Consider the following 3,007-nt stretch of genomic DNA (forward strand, 5'->3'; position numbering starts at 1 on the left):
GCTCTTGTCGGCCTGCGCTTCGAGCGAGGCGATCAACTCTTTCAGGCTGCCGGCCTTGGCCGCCAGCGCTTCGGATCGCTGCTTTTCCGCGGCCATTTGCGTTTGCGTGTCGGCTTCGAGCTTCTGCTTCGCCTCCAGCAGCATGCCGAGCCGCTTCTTTTCCGCCGTCTGGTCGCCGACCGCCGCCGTCAGCCGCGCCCGTTCGGCCTCGATCGACGCCGTAATCCTGGTCTGTTCCTTGAGATCGGCAAGCAGGCTGTCGGTCTGCTGGCGCAGTTCCGGCACCACCGCGCCGAGCAGGATGGCGCTGCGCACCGACGACAGCGCGTCCTCGGGCTTGACCAGGATCGCCGGCGGCGGGTTGAGGCCCATGCGCTGCAGCGCGCCCAGCACTTCGGCCAGAACGTCGCGCCGCGCCATCAGCGAGGCGCGGATCTTCTGTTCCTGGCCCTTCAACCCTTCCAGCCTGGCGCCGATGTCCTCGATGTCCTGGCCGAGCTTCTGTTCGGTCATCGCCGACTGGATCAATGCGGCGGTGATCGAGGCGTGATCCTTCTTGATCGTCGCGATGTCGGCGGAGAGCTTGGCCAATCGTTCCGACGACAGCGTGATCTCCTTCGAGACCCGTTCGTATTCGGCCCGGCTCTGGTCCGGATCGGGAGCCAGGTCGAGCGTGTTTTCCGCTCGCCCCGCATGCAGCGACAGCACAAGCACCGCCGCCGCGATGCCGCAGCGCGCGCGCCATGAGCCCGTTCTTGATTTTCTGTCTTCAGACATTGAAGCCCGACTCTATGCGTGGCTTCGTTAACGAACAATCAACCATGTTCGAAACCGCCCACTCGATGCAATGTTACGTTGGCATTGGGGCGGAAATCCGGGTGTGTCGCACCAATTCACCGGCTTACGAGCGATGGTAGGGATGTCCCGAAAGGATGGTGGCCACACGATAAAGCTGCTCTCCCAGCATCACGCGCACCAGTTGATGCGGCCATGTCAGCAATCCGAACGACATCACCAGTTCGGCCTGGTCGCGCAGCGGCTGGTCGTGGCCGTCGGCGCCGCCGATGGCGATGATCAGCGCTTTGCGGCCACCGTCACGCAACAGGCCGAGGCGCCCGGCGAAATCTTCCGAGGAAAAGCTTTTGCCGCGTTCATCGAGCAGGATCAGGGCAGTGCCGGGCTGCAACTGCGTCTGCAGTTTCTGGCCTTCCTCACGCCGGCGCTCGTTGGCGGTCTGGCCGCGCCCCTCGGCTATTTCGGCAATGCCGCCAAATTCAAGCCCCACCGCCGGGCCGCTCTTGGCGAAGCGCTCGAAATAGCGGTCGGCCAGCAGCTTCTCGGGGCCGGCTTTCATCCGGCCCACGGCATGAACTGATATCTTCATCCTTGCCTTGTAAGTCGCGCGAACGACTTAGTGGAGCGTTTCTTCCTCGAGGTCCGGCGCCTGCCACATCTTTTCGAGATTGTAGAATTCGCGGACTTCGGGGCGGAAGACATGGACGATGATGTCGCCAGAATCGATCAGGACCCAGTCGGCGCCGGACAGCCCCTCGACGCGCGCGGTGCCGAGACCGGCATCCTTGATCGCTTTGAGAAGATGATCGGCGACAGCCGCGACATGACGGTGCGATCGGCCCGAAGCGACGACCATATAGTCGCCGAGGCTCGATTTCCCCTGGATGTCGATGGAGACAATATTTTCGGCCTTGGAGTCTTCCAGACTGGCAAGGACTGTCTTGATGGCGCGGGACACGGCGTCGTCTACGCTGATCCTGGCCGGCGAAGGCATGATATCGGCCTTCTTCCGCAGTGCTGTTCTCAGTGTATTTCCTTTCGCAGCAAGAACAACCAAATCACCCCTTGAAGCAGGTGACACCACTTAGATAGGCAGAGTTCCCTGACAGTTTCAAGACGGGACCCTGCCTCGCACGAACGTATTGTCGCTCCTGTGGTTCCGCCGCACACCGGAAAAGATCGGAACCCTCGCCGTCGGCATGGGTTATCGGCTCACCGAACAACCGGATTTCCCCCATGCCGATCGACCCGCAAAACGCCTTCCTCAGCGTCCAGGCTGGCCTCGCCCAACTGAGCACGCTGATTGTTTCCTACTCCTTCTCGGCCATCGGTGCCGTTATCCTCTTGATCGTCGGTTATATCGTCGCCGGCCTTGCCGAACGTTCGATCTTCGCCGGTCTCGGCCATATCCATGGTTTCGACGCGACGTTGCGGCATTTCTTCTCCAAGATCGTCCGCTATGCCATCCTGATCCTCGTCACCATCATGGTGCTCGGCCAGTTCGGCGTGCAGACGGCCTCGATCATTGCCGCGATCGGTGCCATTGGCCTCGCCATCGGCCTGGCGTTGCAAGGCACGCTGCAGAACATCGCGGCCGGCATCATGCTTCTGGCACTCCGGCCGTTTCGCATCGGCGAGTCCGTCGAGGTCGGTTCGATTGCCGGTACGATCGAGGAGATCGGCCTGTTCGCAACCAAGCTCAGGACGGCCGACGGGGTCTACATATTGGCGCCCAACTCGACGCTGTGGAACCAGCCGGTGCGCAACTTTTCGCGCAATGGCGTGCGCCGCAGCGACATCACACTCAGCATCGGCTCCTGGAACGACATCGACCGCGCTCAAAAGACATTGCTTGCCATTGCCGCCGCCGAACGGCGGGTCAAGCGTGAGCCGGCACCGATCGCTTTCGTCGCGACATTGGGCGATAGCACCGTTTCGATTGCCTTGCGCTACTGGACATCGTCGGCGGACTTCTTCGCCACCCAGACCGATCTCACCAAGCGCGCCAAGCAGGAATTCGATAGCGAAGGCATATCGATCCCGCTGCCGCCACCGGAAGCCCCGTCACCGGAAGCCCGTCGACAATAGTCGGGTGGCTCAGTGCCGGCCCTCATCGTCCGGTGCGAAGGCGAGTTCGACCGGCAACGGCGCCTGCGCCGTCATCGGTGCGAAACTGCCGGTTTCGCCGACCGGGACCGCACGCGTCGTGAAC

General features: G+C 62.3%; 4 protein-coding genes. 1 reads left to right on the plus strand and 3 read right to left on the minus strand.

What is annotated here, in order from left to right; translation table 11 throughout:
* The 3 genes from EN914_RS30110 to rsfS all read right to left on the minus strand — a co-directional run.
* Positions 1 to 777, minus strand: a 777-nt coding sequence (locus tag EN914_RS30110; protein WP_407067819.1) for a murein hydrolase activator EnvC family protein, incomplete at its 3' end; no start/stop codon positions are given.
* 124 nt (positions 778 to 901) lie between these two features.
* Positions 902 to 1,384: a 23S rRNA (pseudouridine(1915)-N(3))-methyltransferase RlmH gene (rlmH, locus tag EN914_RS30115; protein ID WP_024502879.1), complete on the minus strand. Its 483-nt coding sequence runs from the start codon at positions 1,382 to 1,384 to the stop codon at positions 902 to 904.
* A 27-nt stretch (positions 1,385 to 1,411) separates the two neighbouring features.
* On the minus strand, positions 1,412 to 1,789 hold the full coding sequence (gene rsfS, locus EN914_RS30120) for a ribosome silencing factor (protein ID WP_013529073.1): 378 nt from the start codon (positions 1,787 to 1,789) through the stop codon (positions 1,412 to 1,414).
* Between the two features lie 242 nt (positions 1,790 to 2,031).
* On the opposite strand from rsfS, the gene EN914_RS30125 reads away from it, so the two are divergent.
* Complete coding sequence (locus EN914_RS30125) at positions 2,032 to 2,883, plus strand: mechanosensitive ion channel family protein (RefSeq protein ID WP_013529072.1); 852 nt, start codon at positions 2,032 to 2,034, stop codon at positions 2,881 to 2,883.
* Positions 2,884 to 3,007 lie beyond the last annotated feature (124 nt).

The organism is Mesorhizobium sp. M7A.F.Ca.CA.001.08.2.1, assembly GCF_003998455.1.
Taxonomy (GTDB): Bacteria; Pseudomonadota; Alphaproteobacteria; order Rhizobiales; family Rhizobiaceae; genus Mesorhizobium; species Mesorhizobium ciceri.